Source organism: Halioglobus sp. D3-4 (assembly GCF_055809315.1).
The window spans coordinates 3220073-3243108 of the sequence record NZ_CM147907.1 but is presented as its reverse complement, the minus strand read 5'-3'; the positions used below and the strand labels follow the sequence as shown (position 1 = coordinate 3243108).

Below are 23036 nucleotides of genomic sequence, written 5' to 3'. Positions count from 1 at the left end.
CAAAAGAGCATCGCGGCGGTCCGGTCAACGCATAGTGAGCCGGGCTGCCTACTCAGCGAATGATCTTGATCCAGTCGCCCGTGCGCGGTTCGCCGCTGGGATAGAGTCCGTTCAGCAGACGCAGTTGTGCTTCCGCATTCGGAATGCGTATTCCGGAGGCCAAGCTGGCCATGGTAGCGCCCTGTGGCACCTGGATATAGTGCACGTAGAGCCCGTTGCTGGTGCCCTGTTCTGCGGGGTGCATCGGCCGAAAACTTTCGATCATCGCAAGCAGTGTTGGATCTTCGGCGCTGAAATTCCCGGCTGTGCCGTCGAACAGGTAACTCAAGTTGTTGTAGTCGATGATGGCCACGCGATGCGCGCTGGCACCGCTGCCGGTAATGCCAGTATAGCCGCTGAGCCCGGCCTGATTCAGTTCGGCGCCATTGCCCAGTGCGCCCGACAGGCTGCCCTCAAGCACAGTACGCGGTTCGGCACTTGGGTCCCGGCGGCGGACGGTGACGGTTAGCTCAGTGGCGCCGTCGGGCGCACTGGCGACAATGGCTCTGGCGCCGGCATTGACGGTCCAATTCAGCGGTTGTTCAAACGTGAACCCGAGCTTGTTGTGGTAGTAGCGATTGTCGGCCCGGTCACTCGGCACACTTTCGCCCCACACAATGCCCTCGATGTGGCGTTTGAATTCGCCGGGCACTGACGGGTCCTCACCCTGCGCTTGCGGGTCGAGTTCACCGGCTGTCTTGATAACCTGTTTCAGGCGCTGATCATTGCGCGGGTGGCTCGCATACAAGCCGTGATAGGTCGCGACACGCTTGCCACCGGCCTTGGCTTTGACGCGTTGGAACTGCTCGTGATTTTTCAATGTGCCGATCACATCAAGCAGTGATTCTGGGTCATAGCCGGTGTTGTACATGTACTCCGCGCCGAGCCCGTCCGCCTCCAGCTCCATATCGCGGCCATAGCCGCTGACCAGTTCGCTGCCGTACATACTGGAGGCATTGGCGAGATCGCCGCTACCGGTAAGCACGTAGGTTGTGGTCGCTACCACTTTGTTGGTTACCGAGGCTACTTCCCGCCTGCTGTGGTGACTGGCTGTGATGTGGCCGATTTCATGCGCCAGTACGCCGGCCAGCTCCGCCTCGTTCTTCAGGTAGGGTAGGAGGCCGCGATTGATGTAAATGAAGCCGCCGGGCGCTGCAAACGCGTTGATATCGGGGCTGTCGATCACGGTAAACGTAAACGTAGCGCCCGGCTCGTCGCTGTTGGCAACGAGGCGCTGACCGACGCGGTTCACATAGGCCTGCAGCTCGGGATCGTCGTAGGGTGCGCCCTGCGTGATCATTTCCTGATGCATCTCCCTGCCGGTTGATGCAGTGCTGGTGCAACCGGAGAGTATGGCCAGTATTGAGACGATCGTCGCGAGGGTGAAAACTGTGCTGTATCGAGTGTGCATGCGGTTTCCCTAATACTCGCTGGATAAAAATTCCAGTAGTTGCTGGCCGATGCCATCGCAAGCCGTGCCCTGTACCGGTGCGATAATCGGGATCGGCACTATCACTGCCGGCATATAGGACTGGCCGGTGGCGCTGGTGTTGACATGGCCCACCGCTGCTTTGTCGGTAAAGTCCCAGATCGTTGCCTCATAGTTGGCGTCGTGACTCCAGGTGCCAAAGCCAAAGCAGCCGCCGAGGCTGCATGCCATTGAACCGCTACCGCCGGTGCGCTCGGTAGAGCCGTCGAGCCAGATCATATACTCGACTTTCAAATCGGCCATTTTGGTCGCCACCGGCTTCTGCTTTAGCAGGCGCTCTATGTCAGAGGGATGCAGGGGCGCGGTGCGCGGCTCAAACCAGGGATAGACAGCATTGAGAAAGGTGAGCTCATCGATCACCGAGATGGAGTTGTCAGCCGAGGTGATGTAGTCGCCCACACAGCTGACAAAGTCGGGTTCTGTTTCATAGTCACTGGCGTGGCGCCGGCCCAGAATTACCACGCTATCATCGCCGACACCCGCCGCAGGTTCGTTGTGCACCATTTCATCCACGGTGGATGTCACACAGCCACAGAGTAGTGAGAGGCCGATGCAGGTCAACGCTGTATGCGAGCGCAACGGCATTAACGTGGCTCCGACGATGTCGCCACACCTTTCTCGCGCAGCCAGCCTTGTATCGCGGGAACGCGGGAGAAGTTTGTTGCAAAGTTAGCGCCGGCATCGCGCAGCGCCATCACGGCGGCCAGATTGACGGCCTCCTGATCGGTCTGCAGGAAACCTGTCGGTGTTTTGCCATAGCTGGTCATGGACCATTGCGCGATGGGCGTGCCAGTGGTGTTCAGCAGTTCGAATCGGTAGCGCATCCAGATTTCATACACCTTGACTTGAGTGTGCCGGGGTATAGCGTACTGTAGCTCCTCCACATGGGGAATCAACACTGCGTCGACACCGGCTATGGGCTGGCCCGCAGAGGGTTGCGCCTTCAGGTGCACGACATTGGTAAACATGCCGGCCAGCACGGTATCCCACATTTGCACCTGTGCTGTGCCGGTGCTGACGATCCAACTGGACTCGTGTTTGGATTTGGACTTATCAAAAAACTCATGTTTGGAAAAGTCATCGCCGTACCAGACGCCCAGGGTTAGTGGCAGCGGCTCGATCAGGGGTGGCGGAAACTTTCCCTCCACGACCACATGTGCAGGCCCGCAAGCACCGAGCAGCCCCAACAGCAGGGTTGCTGTCAGTGCGCGCCATAAACGCTCAGCGGAAGTCATTGAGTGCGACAAAAGTGCCCCCATTGCGACGTGTGAGTTCACGCATCAGCGTGGCAAAGCGAATACCGGTGCCCTGCAAATGCGGTGCGCGGCTGAACTGGGTCGGGAAGCCAACTGCGTGAATGCGCACCAGGCGATTGCCATTGGCGTCCTCCCGGTTGATACGATCAACGGTGTCGATCACCTGGGTGATTGAGGGGCCGGTGAATTCGTCGCCGAACACGTAAATGCTGATCTTCTTATCGGGCGCGGCGAAGGTGCGAATCGCAGCTTCTATGCCCTCTACCGGGCTGGAATTACTAAAAACGCTCCAGCCGCGCAGGTTTTGAATAATCACCTTGCGCCGTCCGGGCGTGTCGGGAATCCATTTACCGCGGTAGCTGCTGAACAGGTAGTTGCCCATGTCATTCATGACCTGTATACCCTTCACTTTGGGGTAGATAGCCAGTGTTGCTTCGACCTCTTCGAGTACACGGTTCCAGGCGTAGGAAAACATGGAACCGGAGGTGTCGATAACAAAAATGATGTATTCGCTGTCGACGGGAATCCCGCCGATCAACTGGTTTTTGGCCTGGTGCTGGGTGCCCAGCAGTCGTTTCATCTCCTCCGACAATTGCTGCTTGGCTGACGCCAATTGACCGGCGATTGCCGAATTGCTGCTGGTTTCGACCTGCAGGCTGTCGTAGCGCGACTTGGCACTGGCCATCTGGTTGCGCAGAATTGCTATGCGCTCTTCATGTTCTGACAGTTGTTCGTGCTTGGCGTTCAAATCCCGATTGAGAATCTTGGTCTCGCCGCGCAATTCAAACAGTTGTTCCTGCAATGCTGCCAGTTTGCCTTCGAGATTGATGGTGGAGGCTTCAATGATCTGTGGCTGCACGGTTTTGGTAATCATCAGCAGCAGGATGATGGCGCCGAAACCACAGCAGATTACATCGAGGAACGACAGCGAAAACTCGGCGACGCCACGCGTCTTGCGGCGCGCCATCAGGGCCAGTCCCGCGACGGGCTCATCAGCGAACCCTTGGTGTAAAGCGCCAATTGCCAAAACTCGGACACGGCCATCGGATCACCCTCCATCGGCGCTAGAATAATATTCACGGGGACTCTGGAGGGCAACTGCCGGATCGCCTGTGCGTACAGCCTCTGGCGCTCCGGCCCGGACACCTTGCTGCTGCGAGGCGGGGTAGTACCCTGTGTCGGCAGGCCGTCGGTGATCAGGAAAATATTGTCGGGCGCGGGCGACAATTTGTGCAGGGCGACGAACGCGTTCTCCAGACTGGTGCCGCCGCTGGGGGTGATGCTATGCAGTGCGCGGCTGACATCGGCCAGCTGTGCCTGGTTGGCCACCTCCAGCCATTTTCCTTCGGTACCGGACAGCGCCGGTTGGGCCGACGTGTTGAACGTGATGACCTGATATTTGCTCGACACCGGGAGTTGCGCGGTGAGCCAATCCACAGTATTGAGGCTCTTCGCCCACTTTTCAGCCTTGCGCTGAACCGACTCTCCCATATTGCGCAGGCGAATAATCTGCACCAGCTTGTCGGCCAGCATACTGGCTGAGACATCGAGCAGTATGGCGATATTTTTACCGCCCAGGTTCAGACCGGTCAGGTACTGGCGATTGCCGTCGCCGAGAAAATCGCGGGCTTTGGCACCGGAACTTTTGGTGGCAGATTGCCGCAACTCTTTCACCTCGCTCTCCAGCGATAGCAAATCGGCTTTTAGTTTGTTGATATCCTGGCTTTCAGTGTAGCCCTCATCCTTGCGGCTTTTAATCTGCGCCTCGAATTTTTCCGTGTCCTCGGCAATACGTGTTGCCAGACCCTGTGCCTCCACCATTTTCAGGTCCACCTCCGACAGGGTATTGCGCAACGTGACGAGGTCCTTCTCGCCCTCGCGAACATCCTCCTCGAGCAGGCTGACTTCCGACAACACGTTCTCATTGAGAATCGTCGACTCTTCCTCAATGGCGTGATTCATGATCAGGTACACGAGAATGACCGCGCCGAAGCCGCAGGACATGATATCCAGAAAACTCAGGCTGAACGTGGTGAATTCGCGCTTTTTCCTGGCCATGGGTGTTAGGCCCTGACCTCAATGAGGATGGCGGCGGCGCCGCTTCCGGTGTCAATGGCATCGCCGGTGTCTAGTAGTTGTCCACTCTGATAGGGGCTGTCATTCACTTTGACTGTGTTAGTGGCACCGCGCAGCAGCCAGCCCCCGTCACTGCGGTACAGTTCGCAGCCATCTCCCAGCGCAGTCCCGGATGCAACCAGCGGCTGCGCCACATGATGTGTCAGCAGGTGGGTCGCGCGACACTTTGGCCTGAGTGGGGGCGATGGGGGTGTGTCGGGCACCGGCGTGTCGGGCGCTGTTGCGGACGTGCCCGGTGCGCTATTGCCCGGCGGGCTCGCGCTCGGCAGCGCGGTGATAAAGCTCAATGCCTGCTCGCGCTGTACCAGTTGCGCCTCGTGCAACTGCAGGGCGCGGTAGATGTCATCGGCCTGCAGAATATCCAGTTGCTTGAATGCGCCGGTGAGGCCGGGCAGCAGGGCTGAGAGAGGGTCGGCGATCACGCGGTCATCGGAGCGTAGAACGCCGATGGTTTCGCTGGCGCTGTCGAACAGACGGCGGCCTGCTGCCTGCAGTTGGTCCCTGCTTACGCGGGCCTGGTAGCCGTTGATGTCCAGATTGGTCTCCGTGTTGGTATGCAGGGCGCGCAGTGCGGAGGGTAGTTCGTCATACAGCTGCTGTTCTGTAGCTGCTTTGCGCCTGGGGTCGAAGCGTGTCTGGCGCACAAACTCTGCTGAAATCAGCTCCACCAGCCTTTCCTGCAACTGCAGCAGGCCACAGCCTGGCAGGGGTATGGTGCGCTGTAGTTCAACCTGGCCATTGTGGTCGGCCAATTCCGAGATCACCGCCTGGTGTAGCTGGATTTCCAGGTGGAACAGGCGGCCACCCCTGCTGTAGAGGCTGCCCAGAGCGACACTGCGGTTGACCAGGCCAACGGCGTCAAACGGGCACTGCTGGACGATGCCGAGCAGCAGCGCGAGTTGTTCGTGCGCCATACTGCCGGGGACGGCGAGCAGCAATTCATCGGGTGCGCTCGCCCGGTTGTGCAGTTCCTTGAGGTGGGCGTGAACGAGGTCGCCGGTGTGCCGCGCCGGGCCAAGTGCCGGCTGCAGTGTCTCGGTGCTTAATTGCCACCAGAAGCGCGTGTTGATGTCACGCGGTTGCAGGCGGGCAGCCGCGCGGGCGGGCGCGCCGAAAACATACTCGCTACCGCGCAACAGGGCATAGCCGGTACTCTGTACCAGTGTGTCCCGATGCCACAGCTGCAGGTTGCTGTCGTTGAGGTCCAGCAGTCCGATGCTCATCAGCCGGCCACCAGAAAGCGCAACAGACGGCGGTCGGCGTAGCGCTGGCTGTCGAGCACCAGGCGCTCCTGCGATAGCTGTAATTGGTGCAGGCAGAACATGATGATGATACTCAATACCAGCGCCACGAAGGTACTGTTGAACGCCACACCCAGGCTGGCGGTGACCCCGGAAATATCACCCTCGACGGCCTTGTAAGCCTGTCCGAGTGCATCGCCGATACCGCGCACGGTGCCGATAAAACCGATGGAGGGAATGGCCCAGGCGATGTAGCGCACCATGGACATTTCTGAATCCAGCCGGTCCGATTCGATTTCACAGTTCTCCTTGATCGTTTCGGAGACCGCCTGAATGCTGCCGGTAGTGGCAAAGCGCTGCAGTGCCGAGAGCAGGGTGCGCGGTAGCAGGTAGTCCTGTTCCTCTTCCGGCAGGGCTTCCAGCGCACGGCTGTACTCGCGCGCGTCCTCGGGTAGTACGGTGGTGCCCTCGGGAATATCCAGCAGGCGCATGTCCAGCATTGCGCGCTCACGCATGCCGCGCCGCCCCTTGTACGCCATGATGGCCAGAGCCCAGATCAGCAGGATAAAACAGGACTCCTGTTCGTAGTTGCCGATCACCACGGCCAGGCTGCGGGTGGTGACAACCTCCTCTCCGGCGGCCTGCATGGCCGCTTCCCGTTCAAGATGGACTTTTGCGCTGGGCCGGATCACCCCGACGTACAGCGCGTGCACCACGATGATCGCTATCAGCAAGGCAAACAGCTGGTAGATAAATTCGGATGACATTTTTTGTTTCATGGGTGAGTCCTATATATCCACCGGGAAAGAGACGGGCAGATCTTCTGAGATCTGCTCTGAGGCCTGGTAATCAAAGGGTGATCTGTTGCCTGCACCTGCGTTGCCAGCGGCGGAGGCGGGCTCGGCGGGCGCTGGTGGGGGCTGCGTTGTCGCTGATGTTTCGCCTGCCCCATTGGTACCGGCGGGGGGCGCACTGTTTTCGGCAGCGCCGGTTTGTGCCCGCAGCGGCGCCGCCGCAGCCAGCAGGACGAGAAGCACGGGTATCAGGCGTCGTGAATGGCTCATGGTTTACTCCGCGTAGCGCGCAAGGCGAAATCCTACGTCATCCCGCCCGGCTTGCCCATAATCGCGATAGGTGAGGCGCAGTTCTGACAGCTTGGCATGCGTCCAGGCCGCGCCGCGAATCACGTAATTGTCACCGGTCTGCCCGCCCAGCGGGTCTGTTGCAGTAGCGGCATTCGCCGAGGGGATGGTATAGACATCGTGCACCCATTCGGAGACATTGCCGCCCATGTCATACAGGCGGTGCTGGTTGGCTTTGAGCGATGCCACCGGGGCACTGACAACATAGCCATCGTTATAGCCGTTGAGGACGCGGCCGGTGACGTAGGCCGAAGTATCGTCAGCGTAGTTCTCCGCAACCAGCGTGGGTGGGAAGGTATCGCCCCAGGGAAACAGCACCAGTCTCTCGCCACTGGCGCGCGCGGCCCAGGCCCACTCGGCTTCTGAGGGCAGGCGGTAGCCAGTCGCGGAGCTGTTATAGCCGGTAATGATGCCATTGGTCTGGCGATAGAACGGCGGCAGCCCCTCGCGCTCGCTCAACCAGTTGCAAAAGGCCGCCGCCTGCTGCCAGCTCACCTGGACTGCGGGCTGGTGATCCTGATTGAGGCTGTTGCCCTCTATGTGTCCTGATTTGTGACTGGGTTGAAACTGGCGGAACTGGGCGTTGGTGACCTCGGTCGTCTGTAGATAAAACATGCGGCGCAAGGATACCGGGTGCAGGACTTCATTGGCGCGGCGGCCGGGCTCGCGGCGGGAGGCGCCCATGGTGAAATCGGCCAGCGCCGACTCAGCCGGTTTGAACAACAGCAGGGTTTGCCCCAGGGGCGTGGTAATCTCCGGCTTGATGCGGGCTGCGACAACGGCCTGTTGCGTCTGCAGTGTCACATCCACCAGTTGCGGCAGGCCCGGACGCGGAGTGACGCGCTGGCGGACGCTCGCGTACCCGTCGAGGCTGATCTCAACAACGTGCTCCACCGCCGGCAGTGACAGCGTCTGCACGCCGCTGCCTATCGCTTTGCCATTGACGCGCACGACCGCGTTGGCGGGGCTGATGCGAAACCGCACTTCGCCCAGTTGCGCTTTCAGCGTTACCGTGCGCTCGTCAGTGGTGGCGGGTGCCATCTCCACAGAATCGTTGTAGCGCTGATAACCTGGTTTGAAGATGTCCAGCCGGTGTACTTTTTCGGGGCTGATATCTATGGTCAACGGGGTCTGGCCCTGAAACTCGCCATCCAGCGTGACATTGGCGGCACTGGGTACACTGTTGAGCGTCAGTGCGCCGGCGGCGGGTAGCAGTTTGATCTGCCCCAGGTCCTGATCCTTTTCAGGTTCAATACGCAGGGTCTTCTGCCAGTCGGCAAAAGTGTCCATCTGCAGCATCAGCTGGTGCTCCCCCCGCAGTACCTCAATCGTGGCCGGTGTGGTCCCGGCCGCCTCGCCATCCAGCAGCAGCGTTGCACCGACGGGTAGGCTGTCGATTGTGACCATGGCCCAGGCCGGTGCCAGTTTTACCTCAATGGCCTGTTGTACGCCGCGACCGGTGACCTGCAGGGGTTGCGTCAACGGCAGGTGCCGCGGCTCTTCCAACAGCAGTTGGTACTCGCCCCGTTCCAGCGGCAGATCGACCAGCGGTGTTTTACCGGCTGACTCGCCGCCCACTGTGACACTGGCACCCTGCGGTGAGCTGTCGATGGAGATGAGACCCGGCAGTGCCTGCAGGGTGAGTTCAATGGTCTGGTCGCCGCTGTCATCCACCTCCACCGTGGTGGCCAGCGGCTGGTAGCCCTCTGCTTCCGCGCTTACTTCATACGTGCCGGGCAGCAGCAGGTAGCGATTGCCAAAGGGCAGCGCGAGGCCATCTACCGATACCTGGGCGGGCACCTCTGCGTCCACTGTGATCTGCAGGGAGCGGGCGCTGAACAGGAACAGCAGCGCCAGCAGGAACAGTGTTAGGCAGGCAACAAGCAGCCACCGCCCCTTTTTACGCGGGGCGGGCGTTTTGCTGGCTGTGGCTTCCAGCGGAGTGAATCCGCTGGGCGCGATGGTTACCGGTTCATTGGGCATGGGTTTACTATCACTGGTCAGTTGGGCCGGACTGCCGGCATCCGCTTTAAATCGGTTCAGTACAGACGATCGTTACCGGTGCCGGTACCGAATCGTGACTGACGATAAAACTCTGGCGCACATCGCGGTAGCCGGCGCGGGTGCCGAGCGCAGTATAACTGCCTGGGCGCAGCGAAAGCTCTCGCTCTTCGAAACTGCCCAGTCGCGCCACCTTGTAGACGATGACCTCGGTTTTATCATCGGAGCGCAGCGTGACATTGACTGTCACGTTGGCCTGGCGCAGCACCGTGTCGAGCGTGTCGATTTGCTGTTGCAGCAGCGGGCCTCGGGGGGCGACCTGTTTGGCCTGATTCAGCAACTGCTCGGTAGCGGCGGCTACGGCGGGGTCTGACAGGCGTTGTTTGTCGCCAAGGGCGTTGCGCAATCGCTGGTCGAGCTCCGCCCGCATCCTTGCACGTTTGAGGCCTTCGCTGGCGAACAGGACACTGCTGTCGATTTTCTGCGCCTGCTCATACGCGGTCACTGCCTTCGACCACGCCTCTTTTTGTTCGTCGCGCTGGCCCTGCTGGTTCAGGCCAGCCAGGCGCTTTGCTGTCTCCGCGGCTGTCACTTCCTGAAGCGCGCTGGCGGCTTCTTTCGAGCCGGGTTGCAGTTTTGCAGCTGCGTTGAACGCCTTGCGCGCGCTGTCGAAGCGCCCCTCATTGAGCGCGTTGTAGCCCTCGCTCATCGATTGGTTAAAACCCTGATCTCGCGCCTTGCCGGCGACCCGCTGTAATTCGCTCTTGGCGTTGCCGTGCAACGGGTCCAGCTCGGTTGCCTGCTGTAGCAGTTTTTCTGCCTGTGCGAGGTCACCGGCGGCTTCTGCTGCCTGCGCCTGATCCAGCAGCGGTAACAGTTTTGGTAGTGCCTCGGCGCGCTGCTTGAGTGCGGCAATATCGCTGTTCTCGGGTTCGATCAGAGCCGCAGTTGCCAGTGTGGCCAGTGCGGCGTCGGCGTCGCCCTGCTCGAGGGACTGCTGTGCTTGCTGCAGCAATTGTTCGAGCACCTGCGGTATCGATGCCTCCAGCGTCTGCAGTGCGGTCAGGCCTTGCTGGTACTGCTCGGTCGCCGCCTGGTATTGCCGGTTTTTGTAGAGATCATCCCCTGCAGCGGCGAGATCGGTGGCTGCGGTAAAGGCCTCGGCTGCCCACTGCTCCACGTTGCGCTCCTGCAATGCAAGCTGCAGTTCCAACAGTTCAGCGGCCACTTCCTGCGCTGCTTTACGCTGGTGCGCCAGTTGCGCGTCGGACCAGGGTGCCGCTGTCTCGACAGCGGGTATGGACGGCTGCGGCACGGCGCTTGCCGAGGCCGCACCGCCGGATTCTGCGCTCGCCACGCCGGGCGGTTGAGTTGTTGCGTCTGCCGGCGCGGGTGGCTGCGGCTCCAGCATGGCGGGCAACAGAAACACCACCAGCACTGCCAGTATCAGCAGCGCGCCCAGCGCCGGCCAGACCCACACCGGTGTGCCGCGTTGTACGCTGCTGCCGGCAGTGCTGGTGTTGGCAGTGGGTACCGGTGTCGGTTCTACAGCGTCAAACGGGATGGGTTTTACTGGGTCGTTATGTGAAGACATGCCGTCGTTGGGGCCTTGGAATCAGGAGAATCGGTTAGAGTGTATCAGCAGAGCGTGCGGAATCCTCAGGTAATTGTAGGTCGCCGATCTCGGCGCGATAAATATCGGCCAGCACCGCGCGCCACTGGGCATACTGTTGTTCCACATTGCCATTGAGTGTGACAGTGCGATCCTCCAGCTCGATGACCTGGGGTGTGACTTCCATTTCCAGCGAAGCACCCAGCTCCTCCAGCGCCTGAACATGAATCTGCGCCTGGTTGCGCTTGTCCAGGCCGCTCTTGACCAGTAATCCGCCCCCGAGCACGGCTACCTGACCGGCGACGCGGCTGGTCTGGCTGTCGCCTGAGGTGGCAGCTGCGATGCCGCCTATCACAGCGAGGCCACCCACGATCAGGTTTCGCATACTTTCCGCCTGCAACTGCTCCAGCGCCAAGACTTCTTCGTAACTGGCCTTGCGCCACTCCTGATAGGGGGCGGCCATTTGTGTATCGAAAGTCGTGTAGTAGGCCTGCAGAGTGTCGACGTACACATTGTCGCGCTCGCGAATCTGCCGGACGCGCGCCAGCATCGGGTCACTTTCAGCGGGTAGCCGCCGTATTTCATACTCGCCATTGCGTGTTTGCTCGAGATAGCCGTCGAATGCATCCGGCGAGAAACTGCGCGCGAAACGCAGCTCGGTGATCACGCGCACATCGGTGCGTTGTTTCGGTGTCAGTTCCTCCAGTTCAATTAACAGGTCATTGGCAATGGTATTGTAAACTGCCTGAAAGGGATCGTTGGTGTTGATGGTGGAGGCCTGATAGGCGTAGCGGCTGGCCTCCCCGGTGTACTTTTTATCCAGCCAGACTTTGCCGCTTGAATCGGTGGCGGTGATTGCCAGTTGCAGGGTTTCCCCGTCAGAACGCAGGATTTGCCCGCGCACCATCAGATCTGTCACTTCGATGTCGTCGGGTACAACCCGCACCGCGCCCCAGGCGCCGCTATCCTGCATGGCCTGGGCCAGTTGCATCGGCATGAAGCGCGCCTCGGCCTTGCGGACTTCAGGGTAGACGCGCTCGTCCTCGTCGTAATCATCCAGTCCGGGATTAAACACGACCACGGCGACATCCAGTAGTTGGTGCTCGGCGACAGGTGTGGTGGGCGTCCGCACGGGCGGCGCAGACGCACTTTTTATTGTCTGGCTGACACAGGCGCTGAGCAGCCAGCAAAGCGTCAGGCACGATAGCAAGCGCAGCCCGATCATCACTCGATGCCCTTGTATTTGCGGTATTCATTCCACAGCTTCTCGCGCACCGCCGGGTCGGCTTCGCGCGAGGCGGCCTCGCGCAGCTGTCTGGCCACGACGTCGTCATCGCTGCCACTTGGAATATCCGCCGGCGCTGGGTATTTCGCGGTGTCCGGCGGCGGTTTGCCGCCGCCGATACCACCCATTCCGCCCCCGGTGCTGTAGCTGCCGGCATCTGCCATGCCCTCGCCATAAGGGCTGTTGCCTGCCTCTGCGTCAGCGGTACTCATGCCGGCCGAAAGGCCGCCTGAACCAGCGCCAGAGGCAGAGTGTTTGGCGGCGGCCCGCGCAGCTTCGCGTTGCTCAGCCTCTGTTTTGAGAATCAGTGCGTCAAACTCGCTGGCACCTTTTTCCAGTTGCGCATCGAGTATGGCGACCTGCTCGGCGGGAGTAAGAGGGCCTCCACCACTGCCTGTGGGCAGTCCCGCCGGGCTACCGTAGCTGCCAGAAGCGCCGTTGTTGTAAGAGCCGCCGCCACTTTGGTCACCCATTATCTCGCCAGCCGGCTGTCCGCTCGCTGAGCCGCTGCTGCTGGTGTCTGCAGTCTGTCCGGCCTCGCCAGCGGTATTGCCGTTGCCGCTGGGGTAGTCCTCGAGACTGGGCTGGTCTCTCAGGTCGGGCAGACCCGAGCTGCCCACGGACTGCTCGCTGAATGTTGGTTCCGCGCTGCTTGCGTCCTGTTGCTCGCTGCCACTGCTGCCATCGGATGTGCTCTGTTGTGCGCCGGACTCCGCAGTGTTTTCTTCGGGCGGCCCCACCTCATCACTGGCGCTTCCCGCTGCACTGCCACTTTGGTCGCCAGAGGCGCTGCCCTCACTACCGGTGGATTGACTGCTGCCGGCAGAGGCCTGGCCGGTGCTGCCAGCAGAACCGCTAGAGCTGGCGCTTGAACTGCTGCTGCCAGCAGTACTGCTTGAGCTGCTGCTCGGCGGCGGTGTACTTGAGGATGACGACTCGGGCTTGGTTGGCGTGCTGGCAGTGGGACAGCCCGACAACAATGCACACAGGCTGGCGATGCCTGCCAGGCTGGAAAGGCGCCACGTGAAGGCGCTATTGGATGTCGAATGCTTTAACAATGTTTTCTGTCTCTACCGGTTGTCCCGCCTCAAACCGGGGGCGGAAGGCTGTTTTACGCAGCTTGCGCATCAGGCGATAGGCCTGTCTATCGTCTGCTTCATTGTCATCCAGACGCTCCAGGTTGCGCACACGCCCGTATTCGTTTACGCCAAACGCCAGCGTCACCGCCGCTTCATTGGGCGGAACCACGGGCGGCAGCAGCGCGATGCCGGCGACATCAGGCAACGCAACGGGCTCCCCAAAGAACTGTTGTGCCTTTTCTTGGGCATCAGTTTCGCGCGCAAGTTCCATGTTTGCCTCCCGGTAGGCCGTCAGCGCGGCGTCGGTTTTGCCATTCCACAGGCGCCAATCGCCCAGCATCACTAATGATTGCGCGTAGGAGGCGCTGCCCCCGGCACCGTTCTCGCGGTTGATGGCCGAGATGGCTTCAATTACGGCATTGCCCTGTTTATAGCTCTGGTGGTGGTAGGCCTTAAACCGCAAGAGCCCTTCGTCGACGTATCCATCCTCATCAAAAACCGGTGTGGAGGGCGGAATATCGTAGGCGGATATCAGATACTGGGCCTGCAACATGCCGTGCAGGGGGGGCAGCAAGTTGGGTGAGGTCTCCCCCTCCCGAGTGACAATGTCACTGAACGCCACGCGGTAAAGCTCCCACATATTGATGAGGCGCTCATAATCTTCTCCCCCCAGATGCAGTTGGTAGGCCTCGTACTGCCATTTGGCCTGATCCATAAGCGCGGCTACCAGTGCCGGGCTGCTGCCGATAGCAGTGCTTTGTACACGATACAGGTAGTTCTGGCGCTCATCCGCCTCGGCATAGTTTCGCAGGGCTTTGTGGCTGGCGATTTCCCCCTGCAACATCGGAATCTGTTGCTGGCAGTAGAGGCCCTCGTTGATGCGAGCCAGGTGGATGCCACGCTTGTAGTGTTCAATAGCCTCTTCGTGTCGCCCCTGGGCCTGCAGAGTCCGGGCCAGGCCGAGCATCGACTCCGACAGGCTGCTACCGTAGGCACCCTCGCGGGATTCGGCCTCCTTTATCGCCCGGTTGTACGCCATGATTTCGTGTGAGGATGTGACATGCGCAGCCGGCAGCTCCCTGGCGTAGTCTGGCGTATCGTCTTGCACAACTATCGGGGCGCTGTCAGGCGAGGCGTCGTGCGGGCCTTGCAGTGCGTTCGTTACAACAACCTCCTGACCCCGCGCAAAGGGAGTCGCCAGCAGTAGAGAGATTGCGAAGATTCGCAGTAGGCTGTCGCCAATGGACTGTGTATTCATCGTGCACCCCCTGTGGCGATGCGTCTTTACCGTGATTGGCTGAGTGTTGCAAGGTTCTGCAGGACTATACATTACTGCGGCAGGCGGAGAAAATACCCGCCCGCCGAGGTGTGCTAATGGCCGGTGGTGTGGGCAAGTAAAAAAGGGAGAGTTATGGGACAGTTTGCGCGGGAAACCGCTATAGAACAGGTTGGCGATCACCATTTTCGAGGTGAATTGTGCGAGGGTTGGCGTATTGGCGAGGTGCCCAACGGCGGCTATGTGCTCGCAGTCGCGGGGCGTGCGCTGCAGGCGGTATTACCACACAAGGACCCACTGACGGTCAGCGCATTTTATCTGGCTCCGACGCAACTGGGGCCTATCGACTGTTATGTGGAGTTTCTCGGGGGAGGGCGCAGTACCAGCTTCGCCGAGGTCAAAATGTACCAGCAGGGTGAGCTCAAGGTGAAGGTAACCGCTGCCTATACCACGTTGGATAAGCTTTCTGGCGAGAGCTGGTCAGCCGCCGACAGGCCGCAGTTTCCCGCATGGGAGGAGTGTGTGTCGCCCCCGGACAAGGGGCTGGAGTTTCGCAACCGAGCAGAGACGCGGCTGGTTTCAGGTGCAGAGGTTTTCAACAGGGGTGAGCCCGATGGCTCTGGCGCGTTCTGTGGTTGGGTGCGTCACAGTGATGGTGCCGACCCCGATGCAATCGGCCTGCTAATGTTCGCTGACGCCTTCCCTCCGCCCGTTTTTACCGTGTACGGCCCTGTTGGCTGGGTGCCCACGGTGGAGCTCACCGTGCAGGTGCGCGCTCATCCGGCGCCCGGGCCGTTGCAGGTGCGGCTCGCCTCACGGCATATGTCCAAAGGTGTGATCGAGGAGGACGGTGAATACTGGGATAGTACCGGCCAATTGGTTGCGATCAGCCGGCAGACGGCGAAGGTCAGGCTGCGTAAGCGTTGAGGCGGTATTGGTAGCCTGTGTGCTGCGCCGCCGCGGAGAGCTTGTTTATGCCACAAAGCTCGATATTTTCTCAGCGGGCAATGAGTTTCCCAAGCGCGTATTGTTAATCATCTGCAATCAAGCGCTTGCCCAAGCTGACGACATCGTCGGTTGTGTATCCAAGCTTATGGTAGAAGTCTAATACACTCTGATTCGCACTGCGGACCAGAATGTTCAATTTTGGGCAACCCATCGCAGTCAGCCTCTTTTCGATTTCATTCATAAGTTCCCGACCGCGCCCCGATTTTCGGCACGCGGGTGAGACAGCCAGATAGAACACCGAGCCTCGATGGCCGTCATAGCCGGCCATGGCGGAGGCGATAATATTTCCATCCACAACGCCGACCAGAAACAATTCAGGTTGCACCGCCAGCTTCCTGTTGATGTCTTTATCGGGATCGTTCCATGGACGAGTCAGGTTACAGGCCTGCCACAGTGAAATGACAGACTGCCGATCACTCTCTCTAAACGGTCTTATGTGCATTTCGCCCTCGCGCTCTGCCTGAAACCTCCTCCATCCAGGCGGATGCCCGGTAGTCGTTCAGCAGTTCACCCTGGTTTGGAGTGGGAATTACGGATTCCGGCAGGCATCGATGTCGCTGTCCGAGATGCCCAGGTCGGCGGCGGCTCCTTTCAGGTCGCCCATCGTGGCGTTGGCAGCATAGATCTTGCCAGCAGTGTCCTGAATCTGGGTGACCAATTCGGCACCTGTGTACTTTGGTGTTGTCTGGGTAACGGCGCTAACGAGCTTCCCCAGCCCGCTTTGATTGTTAGCGGCTTGCTGTGCTGCCTCGACTTTTCCCAGCAAGCAGGCTTCCTGCCGCGCCCTGAGGCCGGCCTGCGCCTCCTCTGGTGTGACTTCTGCGCTTACCGCCACCCCCACGACGGCGGATTCACTTTGCTGGGAGATCGCTGCCTGTATCGCACCGGCCAGCTGGGGAGTAATTTCTCCGGTTACCTCCATGTTGTGTTCGGCCTGGAACTTGGAAACGGCAATGATCGTCCTGGTGCCAGCCTCACCATCGGTTGTGCCGGTTTCATAGCCTAGTGTGGTCAAGTCCTGCTGTACGATCTGTACGAGTTCATCACTGAACGCAGTCCCCGCCTGCGAAAATGCCAGTACCAACATTGCGGCGATTACTTTCCAGTCCCTCATCCCATACTCCCGCACAGTAAAATGTTAGCGCCCATTATAGGCGGCGGCGAGGGATTGTCATTGTTGCGCTAGGGCAAGTATTCTGCCGGTTTATGGCGCGTGGGGATAATCAATTGGATGTATCGAAACTGCTGTCACAGCACTTGCAGCAACTCACAATGGCATGTGCTGCGGCGCCGGTTCTGGACCTCGCGTGTGGTTCGGGCAGGAATGGCCTTTTTCTGCTGGCCAACGACATCCCGGTAGTTTTTGCTGATCGGGACAGTGCGAGCCTTGAAAAAATCAGGCTGCAGTTATCCTCCGATTTTCCGGCTGCGCAGCGCGCCAGGGCGCGCCTGTGGCAGGTGGATCTGGAAACCCCCGGTGCGCGTCCGCTGGCGGGCATGAGGTTTGGTGCTATTGCGGTATTCCGCTATCTGCACCGCCCTTTGCTGGAGGACATCAAGAGCGCGGTAGTACCCGGCGGGCTGCTTATCTACGAAACGTTTACGCTGCAGCAGGCCGCGATTGGCCGACCCCGTAATCCCGATTTTCTGTTGCGCCCCGGGGAGCTGCGAGAGCGCTTTGGACAGTGGAAAACCCTGTACGATTTCGAGGGCATTGAGCGCGATTCCGGCGGTGGGCAAGCGCGGGCCATCGCGCAGTTGGTGGCGCAAAAGCCGCCAGGCTGACCCCTCACCGTATTGTGCGCTTAATAACCCGCTACCCAGCCGCCGGGCCGCCGTGCATCGGTCGCGCCGTATAGCCAGCCGTCCTCAAGCATGATGGAGTTTGTGCTCCCGGTGGTGCGCCCGGCGATATCCACCGGCTGGCCCATAGCCTTGAGCAGGGCGATAGTGTCCGGGCTGAAGCCCTCTTCCATTCGCAGTACATCGGGCATCCACTGGTGGTGGATTCTGGGCTCTGCCGCCGCGGTGGCGACATTCATATCGAACTCCATCGCGTTCAGTACCATTTGCAATACCGTGCTGATAATCACGCTGCCGCCGGGGCTGCCGGTGGCCAGCCAGGGCCTGCCCTCGCGCAGCACAATAGTAGGGCTCATCGAGGAGAGCGGGCGCTTACCCGGCTCTATTTTGTTGGCTTCACCCTGCACCAGTCCAAAGGCATTGGCATTGCCGGGGCTGGCGGCAAAGTCGGCCATTTCATTGTTTAACAGCATACCCGTACCCGGTACGGCAATGTGGGAGCCGAAGCTGAAGTTCAGGGTGTACGTGTTGCTGACAACATTGCCGAAGCGGTCGGCCACACTGTAGTGAGTGGTCTCTGTGCTCTGCGCGTTGAACGGGCGTCCGGGTGCGATCTCGGCAGCGGGTGTCGCCTGCTTGCTGTCGATGCGCGCGCGCTGGCGGTTGGCATAGCCCTTGTCGATCAGCTGTGCAACCGGTACATCGACAAAGTCCGGGTCTGCCAGATAGAGACTGCGATCGGCATACGCCAGTTTCATGCTTTCTGTCAGGTGGTGCAGGTAGTCGGCGGAATTGTGGCCCATCGCCTGCAGATCATAACCTTCCAGCACATTGAGAATCTGCAGGATGTGCACGCCACCGGACGATGGCGGCGGCGTGGAGACCACTTCAAAGCCCCGGTAGGTGCCGCGCACAGGCTGCCGCTCGACGACACGGTAATCAGCGAGGTCTGCGGCCGTGATAAGGCCACCCCCGGATGCCATTTCTGTGGTGATGCGCTGTGCTACCTCGCCGCGATAGAAACCGTCTGCACCGCGCGCGCTGATCTGGCTCAGCGTCCACGCCAGATCGGGCTGCCGCCAGATGTCGCCGATGTCGTAGGCAGAGCCATCGGGCTTGAAAAACAGGCTCGCCGCCGCCGGGTTTTGTCGCAGGCGTTGCGCGCTGGCAGCAATTTCAAAGGACAGTGCAAACGATACCGGAAAGCCCTCCCTGGCCAGTGCGATGGCAGGTGCCAGTACCTGTTCCCGGCTCAGCGTGCCGTATTTGTCCTGTGCGTACAGCAGCCCTGCGACAGTGCCCGGTACGCCCGCCGACTGCAGGCTGAAATATTCCAGGCCCCGGTCCAACTCTCCATCGGCATTCAGGAACATATCGCGGGTGGCACCGGCGGGGGCGCTCTCGCGGTAGTCGATCAGTGTCTGCCGATTACCGTCGGCGAGGTGAATCAGCATAAAACCACCGCCGGCGAGGTTGCCTGCGCGGGGATAGGTCACGGCCAGTGCAAAACCTGTCGCCACAGCGGCATCTACCGCATTGCCGCCCTGCTGCATGATTTGTGTGCCGACCTCTGACGCAAGTTGCTCTGGCCCCACCACCATGCCGTGGCGTGCAACCACCGGGATGAAACGCTCGCGGTAATCGATAATGGGTTCAGAGGCCTCGGTGGCGGCTGTCGAAGCCGGACTAGCAGCTGCGCCCGCCTGCGGTGCCGGCGCAGCGTATGGCAACAGGGTGTGGCCCAACAGGCCCAGAAACAAAAGTGTATGCCGCAAAACCGTCACAGGCGAGGCTCCTCAGTTATCGCAAAGGCATGACTTTAACTGTTTTGATTTGCCACGCATACTTATGAGGTCATTTGGCAGTGGCTCGGGTTGGCGTTCGACCGGATGAGCCTCTCAGGCGCTTGGCTCAGGCCAAATGCCAACCTAAGCCACTACTGGCTACTATGATAGCGGGCGGGCAGGCTTACAACGGGAGCGTACGCAATATGCAGGTACTGGAAACCGAACTCGAGCAACGCTGGCAGACCATGTTCTCTGCACTGGCGGCCGGTGACGATGTCTCACCCACCGAGCGGCTTCGCACCGAGGGCATGATGGAGGCCGCTGTACTGATGTCCGTAGCGACGCCGGAGTCACTGTCGGGCGCGATGGATCGCTGTTATCAGTCCGTTTATGGCCGTGGTATTGCGCAAGATTTTGGCGAGGACTGGCAGCATTTTTTCACCTTCCCGCAGATTCCTGCGATGGCGAAACGGGCCCCGGTCTATCCAAGTACCAAAGATTGACGTCAGCTCAGCGCGGATCGCGCCACATAAACCAGGCCATCGGGCCGTTACTGCCCACCGCCTGCTGCCCTGTGACAGCAAAGCCATGGCGTTCGTACAGGGGGATATTGCGGGGATTGGAGCACTCCAGATAGGCGGGCATACCGCGCTCGTCACAGATCTGGATGCCGCGTTTGAGTAGCGCTGCACCAATGCCGCGCCCCTGCTCGTTGCGCGTACAGCCAATAAACTGCAGGTAGTAGTGCGGTTCCTTCGGGTGGTGTCTGGCAAAGATGGAGCTCTGCCGCAGGACGCGCCACACCGGTCGCATCCCGTTCAACCGCAGCAATTTGAGGCCAAAACGCAGCATGGGCACGCGCGGCGCAATCTTCATGCGTTCCTCGGGCGGCAACCACAGGGCAGCAGCGCGACCCTCATCATCCATATGCACGATACCGCGAGGCAGATACACATCCTTGACCAGCATGCGAAAGAAAGCCGGGTACAGACGAGTGCTGGGAAACAACCAGTTGAACATCGGATCTTCAGCAAAGGCATCGCTGAGTGTGTCGACGAGGAAATCCAGATCCGTCTGAACCGCGTCGCGAATTGTTGGTGCCGTATTCATTCTCTCGGAAACTTTGCCTCTGCATTGCCCGGCGGCTACTATACCCGCTGATAGCCTAGCAGGATATAACAGTGCGATACGAGCAATTCCGACGCGAATACACTGCCGCCGGCCTCACCCGGGACATGCTCGATGCCTGTCCAATGCGGCAGTTCGAAACTTGGCTGGAACAGGCGATAGTCGCTGAGCTAAACGACCCGACAGCAATGGTGCTGGGCACAGTGGACGAGGAGGGCTTGCCCCGGCAGCGCATTGTGTTGCTGAAGGGCTTATCCCAGGGCGGCTTTGTGTTCTACACCAATTACGACAGCGACAAGGCACGCGCGATCGAAGGCGAGCCGCGCGTCAGCATCCACTTCCCGTGGAATGTGTTGGACCGTCAGGTCATTGTGACGGGCACTGCACAAAAATTAAGCACTGCTGAGTCGGCAGCTTACTTTGCGACACGGCCGCGCGAAAGTCAGATAGCGGCGTGGGCATCAAGACAGAGCAGGGCGATTTCTGATCGCGCAACACTGGAAAAGCAGGCACAACAGATCCGCGACAGATTCGGCGACGGTGAAATTTCGATGCCGGAATTCTGGGGTGGCTATCGCGTGCGGCCCACGCGGCTGGAATTCTGGCAGGGCGGCGAACACCGTCTGCACGATCGCTTCGTCTATCGGCGCGGCGCTCAAAGGGAGTGGACTATCGAGCAATTGCAGCCCTGATACACGGCGTGCAACGCTGCGCTGATCAGCGTATGCGCCGCTGTCCGAAATACCGTGGCTCCTCCTCAATACCGAGTAATACGCGGCGAATCATATCCAGCCCCGCGGCGGTGATCATGGTTTGGAACAGTGTGCGCTCCACCGGCCAACACAAGCCGCGTGCGCGAATATGGTCGCGATCACCCCAGGCGAGCCAGACCGTGCCCACCGGTTTTTCTGCAGTACCGCCATCGGGCCCGGCGATGCCGGACACGGCAATCGCGTAGTCCGCGCTGGCGCGTTGCAATGCGCCCAACGCCATTTCGCGCACAACGTCTTCGCTGACCGCACCGTGCTCGGCCAGGGTCTCCTCACGCACACCCAGTACCGAATGCTTGATCGCATTGGAATAGGTGACAAAGCCAGCGTGGAAGCTCTCTGAGGAGCCGGGTACGCGGGTGAGTTGGGAGGCGATCAGTCCGCCGGTACAGGACTCTGCCGTCGTCAGTGTGGCACCGCGCTCGCGCAACAACTGCAGTACGCGCTGCGCCAGAGTGGTATCTCCTTCGCCGATAATGTGATCACCGAATAACTGCTGCAGTTGCTCGCGGCAATGCTGTTGTGCATCACGCGCTGCGGCGCTGTTGATACTGAGCTTGATCTCCATCTGCGGCGCACCCGCGCGAAAGCCCAGTTCCACGGTCTGCGGCCAGTCGGGAATATTGTCCGTGATGATCTGCTGCGCGGTGGACTCGCCCAAACCAAATGTCTGCAGGCGCAGGATATTGCGTTCCAGAGGTCGCTGCAGTGTTGCCGCGAGGTCGGCCACGATGCCATCCAGCATGGCTCGCAACTCGCTCGGCACGCCGGGTGTACAGATCACCCGACATTTACCCACCCTCAGTTCAAAGCCCACGGCACTGCCGACAGGATTGTCGACAATGGCGGCCCCGGCCGGCAGCATTGCCTGCTTCCTATTGGCGGCGTTGAGGGTCAGATTGCGCTTAGCACACCACTGCTGCAAGTGTGTCACTGCCTGCGGGTGTTCCTGCAGCGGTACCCCGGCCACGGCCGCCAGAATCTCCGCAGTGAGATCATCGATGGTGGGCCCCAGTCCGCCGTTCACGATCACCAGATCGGCGCTGGCGCACATCGCGGTTAACTCGGCCGTTAACAGCGGTACATCGTCGCCCACGGTGACCTTGCGGTAGACGCCGATAGCGAGTTCGCCCAGACGCTGTGCAATCATCGCGGAGTTGGAATCCACGGTGTCGCCGCTCATGATTTCATTGCCGGTGAGCAGCAGTTGTACGTTCAGTTCGGAGTTGCTCATGGAAGCCCTTTATGTCTGTCAGGTCGTCAGCATAGCCGCAATGCTTTTGCCAAGGCAAAGTGCTATCGTCGGGGCACTATGAGCGCACCGACCGCCGACATGAAATTCTGCCCCGATTGCGGCGGCCCCCTGCTGCGGCATGTGGTCGCAGCAGGGGCGCGAAATCACTGGTTCTGCCAGCGTTGTCAGGCGCCACTGTACGCGCATCCGCGCGTTGTCGTCACGGTGTTTGTTGCCTGCGGCAAGCGTCTGCTGTGGGTGCAGCGCGCGCTGCAGCCGCAGCGCGGAAAATGGGCGATTCCCGGCGGTTTTCTGGAGCAGGGTGAGACCCTTGCCGAAGGCGCTGCGCGTGAGCTGCGCGAGGAGGCCGGCGTGGTACTGCCACCGCAGCGGCTGCAGTTATACATGTGCGGCAGCATCACCTTCATCAATCAGCTGTATGTGGGCTTTCGGGCCGCGGTCGAGTCGCCGTTGTGTAAACCTGGCGTGGAGTCCATGGCCTGCCGTTTCTTTGCGCGAGAGGAGTGTCCCTGGGAGGAGCTTGCCTATCCGCAGGTGAATGATTCCATCCGACAGGCCTACGATGATCTCGACAGCGGCTGCTTCGAAGTATGGCAGGCACAGATGACCGAGAACCGCTATGAATTGCAGCCGGTGCCCCGCCGTTCGTGACAACGGTTTTTTGGGGCGCAGCGGCGTTTTTTTGTGGTATGTTCGAGTTGCCCGTCAGTGGCCTGGCAACTCTAGCTG

General features: G+C 60.3%; 23 protein-coding genes. 5 read left to right on the top strand and 18 right to left on the bottom strand.

All coding sequences use genetic code 11. From position 1 onward, the window contains the following. Window positions 1-52: 52 nt before the first annotated feature. Genes AC0L6S_RS13985 through AC0L6S_RS13925 form a run of 13 tightly spaced genes read right to left on the bottom strand, consistent with a single transcriptional unit; the run spans window position 53 to window position 14538 of the window. Window positions 53-1450, bottom strand: coding sequence for a M48 family metalloprotease (locus AC0L6S_RS13985; protein ID WP_473424631.1), 1398 nt, complete (start codon window positions 1448-1450; stop codon window positions 53-55). A gap of 9 nt (window positions 1451-1459) precedes the next feature. Beyond that, on the bottom strand, window positions 1460-2113 hold the full coding sequence (locus AC0L6S_RS13980; RefSeq protein ID WP_473424630.1) for a hypothetical protein: 654 nt from the start codon (window positions 2111-2113) through the stop codon (window positions 1460-1462). After that, complete coding sequence (locus AC0L6S_RS13975) at window positions 2113-2763, bottom strand: hypothetical protein (protein ID WP_473424629.1); 651 nt, start codon at window positions 2761-2763, stop codon at window positions 2113-2115. Before AC0L6S_RS13975 ends, AC0L6S_RS13980 begins: the two co-directional genes overlap by 1 nt. Then, a complete protein-coding gene (locus AC0L6S_RS13970) occupies window positions 2750-3751 on the bottom strand; it encodes a VWA domain-containing protein (RefSeq protein ID WP_473424627.1) in 1002 nt (333 codons plus the stop codon). The genes AC0L6S_RS13975 and AC0L6S_RS13970 overlap by 14 nt, the downstream gene beginning before the upstream one ends. Further along, window positions 3751-4842, bottom strand: a complete 1092-nt coding sequence (locus AC0L6S_RS13965) for a vWA domain-containing protein (RefSeq protein ID WP_473424625.1) — start codon at window positions 4840-4842, stop codon at window positions 3751-3753. The genes AC0L6S_RS13970 and AC0L6S_RS13965 overlap by 1 nt, the downstream gene beginning before the upstream one ends. A gap of 5 nt (window positions 4843-4847) precedes the next feature. Continuing rightward, window positions 4848-6143: a hypothetical protein gene (locus AC0L6S_RS13960; protein WP_473424624.1), complete on the bottom strand. Its 1296-nt coding sequence runs from the start codon at window positions 6141-6143 to the stop codon at window positions 4848-4850. Beyond that, entirely contained in the window at window positions 6143-6940 is a 798-nt protein-coding gene (locus tag AC0L6S_RS13955; RefSeq protein WP_473424623.1) for a MotA/TolQ/ExbB proton channel family protein, read from the bottom strand. Before AC0L6S_RS13955 ends, AC0L6S_RS13960 begins: the two co-directional genes overlap by 1 nt. A gap of 9 nt (window positions 6941-6949) precedes the next feature. Further along, window positions 6950-7225 carry a hypothetical protein gene (locus tag AC0L6S_RS13950; protein ID WP_473424622.1) on the bottom strand — a complete coding sequence of 92 codons (276 nt, stop codon included), beginning with the start codon at window positions 7223-7225 and terminating at the stop codon, window positions 6950-6952. A gap of 3 nt (window positions 7226-7228) precedes the next feature. Beyond that, window positions 7229-9286, bottom strand: a complete 2058-nt coding sequence (locus tag AC0L6S_RS13945; RefSeq protein ID WP_473424621.1) for a PEGA domain-containing protein — start codon at window positions 9284-9286, stop codon at window positions 7229-7231. 46 nt (window positions 9287-9332) lie between these two features. After that, window positions 9333-10898, bottom strand: coding sequence for a hypothetical protein (locus AC0L6S_RS13940; protein ID WP_473424619.1), 1566 nt, complete (start codon window positions 10896-10898; stop codon window positions 9333-9335). A 34-nt stretch (window positions 10899-10932) separates the two neighbouring features. Then, window positions 10933-12141, bottom strand: a complete 1209-nt coding sequence (locus tag AC0L6S_RS13935) for a hypothetical protein (protein WP_473424618.1) — start codon at window positions 12139-12141, stop codon at window positions 10933-10935. Then, a complete protein-coding gene (locus AC0L6S_RS13930; protein WP_473424617.1) occupies window positions 12141-13259 on the bottom strand; it encodes a hypothetical protein in 1119 nt (372 codons plus the stop codon). Before AC0L6S_RS13930 ends, AC0L6S_RS13935 begins: the two co-directional genes overlap by 1 nt. Next, window positions 13234-14538, bottom strand: coding sequence for a tetratricopeptide repeat protein (locus AC0L6S_RS13925; RefSeq protein WP_473424616.1), 1305 nt, complete (start codon window positions 14536-14538; stop codon window positions 13234-13236). The genes AC0L6S_RS13930 and AC0L6S_RS13925 overlap by 26 nt, the downstream gene beginning before the upstream one ends. 153 nt (window positions 14539-14691) lie before the next feature. On the opposite strand from AC0L6S_RS13925, the gene AC0L6S_RS13920 reads away from it, so the two are divergent. Next, complete coding sequence (locus AC0L6S_RS13920; RefSeq protein ID WP_473424615.1) at window positions 14692-15483, top strand: thioesterase family protein; 792 nt, start codon at window positions 14692-14694, stop codon at window positions 15481-15483. A 103-nt stretch (window positions 15484-15586) separates the two neighbouring features. On the opposite strand, the gene AC0L6S_RS13915 is transcribed toward AC0L6S_RS13920, so the two are convergent. Next, window positions 15587-16006, bottom strand: coding sequence for a GNAT family acetyltransferase (locus AC0L6S_RS13915; protein ID WP_473424614.1), 420 nt, complete (start codon window positions 16004-16006; stop codon window positions 15587-15589). Between the two features lie 87 nt (window positions 16007-16093). After that, a complete protein-coding gene (locus tag AC0L6S_RS13910; RefSeq protein ID WP_473424613.1) occupies window positions 16094-16678 on the bottom strand; it encodes a peptidoglycan-binding domain-containing protein in 585 nt (194 codons plus the stop codon). 113 nt (window positions 16679-16791) lie between these two features. On the opposite strand from AC0L6S_RS13910, the gene AC0L6S_RS13905 reads away from it, so the two are divergent. Continuing rightward, entirely contained in the window at window positions 16792-17349 is a 558-nt protein-coding gene (locus tag AC0L6S_RS13905; protein ID WP_473424611.1) for a methyltransferase domain-containing protein, read from the top strand. Window positions 17350-17369: 20 nt separating this feature from the next. Here AC0L6S_RS13905 and ggt read toward each other — a convergent pair whose 3' ends face one another. Then, window positions 17370-19151 carry a gamma-glutamyltransferase gene (gene ggt, locus AC0L6S_RS13900; protein ID WP_473424610.1) on the bottom strand — a complete coding sequence of 594 codons (1782 nt, stop codon included), beginning with the start codon at window positions 19149-19151 and terminating at the stop codon, window positions 17370-17372. A 206-nt stretch (window positions 19152-19357) separates the two neighbouring features. Between ggt and AC0L6S_RS13895 the strand changes: the two genes are divergently transcribed. Next, window positions 19358-19657 carry a hypothetical protein gene (locus tag AC0L6S_RS13895; protein ID WP_473424609.1) on the top strand — a complete coding sequence of 100 codons (300 nt, stop codon included), beginning with the start codon at window positions 19358-19360 and terminating at the stop codon, window positions 19655-19657. A gap of 7 nt (window positions 19658-19664) precedes the next feature. Here AC0L6S_RS13895 and AC0L6S_RS13890 read toward each other — a convergent pair whose 3' ends face one another. Continuing rightward, window positions 19665-20264: a GNAT family N-acetyltransferase gene (locus tag AC0L6S_RS13890; RefSeq protein WP_473424608.1), complete on the bottom strand. Its 600-nt coding sequence runs from the start codon at window positions 20262-20264 to the stop codon at window positions 19665-19667. 71 nt (window positions 20265-20335) lie between these two features. On the opposite strand from AC0L6S_RS13890, the gene pdxH reads away from it, so the two are divergent. Continuing rightward, window positions 20336-20974 (top strand): pyridoxamine 5'-phosphate oxidase, encoded by a 639-nt coding sequence (pdxH, locus tag AC0L6S_RS13885; RefSeq protein WP_473424607.1) that lies wholly within the window; start codon window positions 20336-20338, stop codon window positions 20972-20974. A 25-nt stretch (window positions 20975-20999) separates the two neighbouring features. Here pdxH and AC0L6S_RS13880 read toward each other — a convergent pair whose 3' ends face one another. After that, window positions 21000-22286 carry a CinA family nicotinamide mononucleotide deamidase-related protein gene (locus tag AC0L6S_RS13880; protein ID WP_473424606.1) on the bottom strand — a complete coding sequence of 429 codons (1287 nt, stop codon included), beginning with the start codon at window positions 22284-22286 and terminating at the stop codon, window positions 21000-21002. Between the two features lie 78 nt (window positions 22287-22364). Here AC0L6S_RS13880 and AC0L6S_RS13875 point away from each other — a divergent pair, with 78 nt between their 5' ends. Beyond that, window positions 22365-22958: an NUDIX domain-containing protein gene (locus AC0L6S_RS13875; RefSeq protein ID WP_473424605.1), complete on the top strand. Its 594-nt coding sequence runs from the start codon at window positions 22365-22367 to the stop codon at window positions 22956-22958. Window positions 22959-23036 lie beyond the last annotated feature (78 nt).